Here is a 4324-nt window from a genome sequence, read left to right on the forward strand (position 1 = left end):
GAAGAAGTCCGGGGACGGCCGAACCAGATACAGCCGCAGAATACAAGAAGCCTTGCGCATAGTGACAGCCGAGACGCTTGAGCCGCTGCTCCTGGTCGCGTGTTTCAACGCCCTCGGCCGTGATCTTCACATTCAGGCTTCTGCCGAGGCCCGTGATGGCTGCAACGATCGCCTCATCGTCCGTGTCCTGATCAAGATCCTTGACGAATGTCCTGTCGATCTTCACGTGGTCGACTGGAAAGTGCTTGAGATGCATGAGAGACGCGTAGCCGGTTCCGAAGTCGTCCAGGGCTATGCTGATACCGTTGGCGCGAAACTGCTTGAGAATGGCCGATATGCACTCGGAGCTTCTGCCCAGCAGGACGGTTTCAGTGATTTCGACTTCGAACATCTCGGGCTGAACCTTTGCACCTTGAAGCGCATCAACGATTTCCTCCACCAGGCGCGGTTGGCTGAAATCGGCCGAGGAGAAGTTTACCGCGATACGGCCGAAGGGCAGGTTGTCATCGCGCCAGCGCCCCATGTCTGATGCAACCTTCGTAACCAGTTGACGCCGGATCGCCGGAGCGAGATCGGCATCGTCGAAGGCTGCTCCAAAGAGCGCAGGGGCGAGAACGCCTTTCGTCGGATGATCCCAGCGTGCCAATGCCTCGAAACCCACGATGCGTCCGGTCGCAAGGCATATCTTGGGTTGGTAGTACGGAGTGATCTGGTTACGGGCCAGACCCTCACGCAGTTCGGCTCCAAGGGAGACGCGCTTCTCGATTTCGCGCCGCATGGCAGGCGAGTACGTCAGAACCCGGTTCCGGCCCTGCGCCTTTGCGCGGTAGAGGGCAATGTCGGCGCTCTTCATCAGTCCTGCGGGGTCGGAATCGTGCTCCGGAAATGCCGCGACGCCAATGCTGGCGCGGCTGGAGACGATGCGCCGCCTGTAGGTGAACGGCTCGCGCAAGGCCCCGATGATGCGCTCCGCGAATTCGGCGGCCTCGTCCAACATTGTCGGTCCGGCCAGAAGCACAGCAAACTCGTCCCCACCGAGCCTTGCGACGGTGTCGGACGGGCGCACGAGACCGGCCAGGCGGCGCGACGCCTCCTGCAGCAGGGCATCCCCGGCGTCATGGCCCAAGGTGTCGTTCACGTCCTTGAAGTCGTCCAGGTCGATCAGCAGAAGGCTGACGGTTATTCGGTTGATCTTGGCATCTGATAGAGCCCGCTCAAGGCAGCGGTGAAACAGGCCTCTGTTGGGCAGACCGGTGAGCGAATCGTGATTGGCGGCTCGCCAGATCTCTTCCTCCGCGGCCTTGCGCTCCGTGATGTCGAAGGTGACGCCCACGACGCGGTCAGGCGCGGCGAGTTCGGCGCGGGATCCGAACCAGAGCACCTTGCCGCTCGGCAGGATGTACCGGAACTCGGACGTGTAGGACCCTTGGCTCTTCACCACCTGGGCGAAGTGCCCCCGCAGAGCCCGATCCTCGGGATGTACCTTGTCGAGAAAGTCGGCCAGCGGGCCGGAGCCGATCCCGAGCAGGGACACGGCATTCTGGGAGCGGGTGACGTAGTCCGTCCGGAGATCCTGCTCCCAAGCAAACATGCGCCCGGCATGGAGGGCTAGGCGCAGCCGTTCTTCGCTTTCCCGCAGTTTCTCCTCGATCTGCTTGCGGTCGTGGATGTCCGCAACGCTGCCCACCCATTCGCGGATGGTCCCATCCGGATTGCGCAGGGCGACCGCATTCGCGGCCATCCAGCGGTATTCGCCATCGGCAAGCCTGAGCCGAAACTCGTTCTGATAAGGGGCTCCTGAGGCGACCGCCCAAAGCCAAGCGGCTTTGGCCCTGGCCAGGTCCTCGCGGTGAACGAAATCAAGCCATCCTTGACCCGCATAGGCATCGCCGATCAGGCCGCCGATTTCCAAAGTGCCCTCGAGATGCGTCAGCATCCCATCGGGGGCCGCAAGCCACAGCACGACGGCGCTCGCCTCCAGGAGAGCCTTGTACTGCTCCTGCCTCTCTGTCGCAGCCTGCTCGGCCGCTCTCGAGTCATGGATGTCCGTATAGGTGCCGAACCAGCGCTCGATCTTGCCTTGTGCGTCGCAGGAGGGGAGGGCACGAGCCAGGATCCAGCGGTACTCGCCTGAATGATGGCGCAGGCGGCAGGTCGCCTCATAGGGTTCGCCGGTGCGGGCCGAGTGCTGCCACCGGGCCCAGGTCGGGTCGCGGTCCTCGGGATGGAGCATCTCGATCCAGCCGAGACCCGTGGAGCTGGCGGCCGGCGCCCCCGTGAACTGATACCAGTGCCTGTTGGAATATTCATCTTGCCCATTGGCCTGGGCCGACCAGATCATGTGGGGCAGCGCGTCTGCGAGCGCTGCGAACGAGCGCGGCTCTTGGGCAATGACCTGCTCGGCCCGTCTGAGCTTGAGCAGGTTCATGACGGAGCCGGCGAGAGCCAGGAGGGTCTCGGACTGCGCCTGCGTCAGACCCTCCGGGCGAGGCTTGGAGTCGAGAACGCAGACGGTCCCGAGAGGAAGGCCTTCATCCGTCCTGATGACGGCTCCGGCGTAGAAGCGAAGCTCGGGTTCGCCTTGCGCGAAGGGGTTGCCGGCAAAGCGCGGATCCGTGAGAGCATCCGGCACGATGAAAAGATCGGTCTGAAGAATGGCTTGTGCGCAGAAGGCAGCATCGAGCGAGGTCTCCCGAAAATCGACCCCAATGGCAGCCTTGAACCACTGGCGATGCTCATTCACGAAGGTGATCAGGGCTATCCGTGCCTCGCAGACATGAGCCGCAATCCTTGCAATATCGTCGTAGGCTTTCTCGGCTTCCGTTCCCATGACCGCAAAGCTGTGCAGCGTCGTCAAGCGATCAGCGAGCGACCAAGAGGAAGCTTCGACGATTGGCTTTGTCATTGCCTTCCAGGCCCTGAGACGAGGGGGTCTGCTGAAGGAAGGCCGAAATGCCATGCAATCCGATAATGTAAATATTGTATCATTTTATTTGAATTTCAGGAGATCTGCCGCGACAATACATGAGATTGCTTCCTGAAAGCTGAATTTCCGATGCGACCCGTTATGCTTGGATCTTCGGTCCACGCTTCAGGAAGCGCCGGGATCCAATTATCCGTATGACTGTTGTGACTTCAGGGTTGAAATTCATCATGATCTGAAAAGCCGATTCCATGGAGATTGCGTCCGCCTTCCGGATCATTGCGTCCGACGATGACGAGAAGCCGGGTGCCCATGCGGTCTTTCCATACGACCGGGATCTGGTGCGGCGCTTTCGTGAGGCGTTCCCGCGGGCCCGGTGGCGTGGAGCCGAGGAGCGCTGGTTTGTGCCAGGCACGACGGCCGTCCAGCGGCTCGACACCTGGATGGCGCAGGAGCTGCAGGCTCTGGACCGGCACGCCGACGAGAAGGGGCGGGATGCATATGCTTTCGAGCCCCTGGAGAGCCCCTATCTGACGATCGCTGACGACCTGAGGGTGCGAACGCCCTATTCCCGCACCATCGTGGAGGCGCTTCGCTCGATCCCCTGGGCCTCCTGGGACCCGGAGGAGCGGATCTGGCGGGTGCCGTTCCGCTCCTATGAGGAGCTGAAGTCGCGCTGGCATGAGATCGAAGAGGCGGCTCGGCGCAACGAGCCCGCGGCGCGCCAGAAGCGGCGCGAGGAACAGAGGGCGCAACCTTCCGAGGAGCCGAACCGGGTTCAGGCGGAGCGTCGCCGCAGGCGCTATCCTGTGCCGGGGGACGACCTGCCGCCGATAGGCTTTCCGCTCACAACCAACCGGTGGGGCGTCGTGGTTTTCGAGGATATCGAGAGCGATCCCATTCAGGACCCCGGAATGGCTGATCTGTACCCGCATGTGCTGAGCGACCCAGCCCGTTACGTCTGGGCTCGCTGGCGGATACCCACCCTGCAGGAGGTCTATCGCACAAGGCCCTCTCGTACGGACGAGGATTCTGAGCTTCGCTCGGTTCGAGGCTGGTGGTGGTCGAGCCGCGAGGAGTTGCGGGAGAGGGCGCGCAAGCTGCGTGAGGTGGAGCGGATGCAACGCGCCCGAACCGAGGCGAGGAAAGCCGCCGCCGATGCTTGAGATCTGCATCCAGGCGTGAAAAATCCGGGCGCGAAGCCCGGATTTCGAAAAGCGTCGGTTCCTGCGGCGATTAGAACGGAATGTCGTCGTCGAAGTCGCTGTGGCGGGAGGCACCCGCCGGCTCAGGCCTGCGCTCCATCGGCGAGGAGCGTCCGAAGTCGCCGCCGCGGGAGATCTGGCCGGGTTCCTCGTCGCCGTACTCGGACCCGCCGCCGCCGCGGCTGTCCAGGATCGT

General features: G+C 62.8%; 2 protein-coding genes and 1 pseudogene. 1 reads left to right on the top strand and 2 read right to left on the bottom strand.

Features of this window, described 5'->3' with window-relative positions:
* Positions 1-2905 (bottom strand): bifunctional diguanylate cyclase/phosphodiesterase (locus JQC81_RS31915; protein WP_203275780.1); only part of this gene is annotated, 2905 nt, incomplete at its 3' end.
* Positions 2906-3174: 269 nt separating this feature from the next.
* On the opposite strand from JQC81_RS31915, the gene JQC81_RS31920 reads away from it, so the two are divergent.
* Positions 3175-4089, top strand: a complete 915-nt coding sequence (locus JQC81_RS31920; protein WP_203275781.1) for a hypothetical protein — start codon at positions 3175-3177, stop codon at positions 4087-4089.
* 70 nt (positions 4090-4159) lie between these two features.
* Here the strand turns inward: JQC81_RS31920 and JQC81_RS34600 are convergent.
* Positions 4160-4324 (bottom strand): annotated as a pseudogene (locus tag JQC81_RS34600) (single-stranded DNA-binding protein); the annotation flags it as partial.

The sequence above is a fragment of the Microvirga arabica genome (assembly GCF_016811235.1).
In the GTDB taxonomy this organism is placed as follows: domain Bacteria; phylum Pseudomonadota; class Alphaproteobacteria; order Rhizobiales; family Beijerinckiaceae; genus Microvirga; species Microvirga arabica.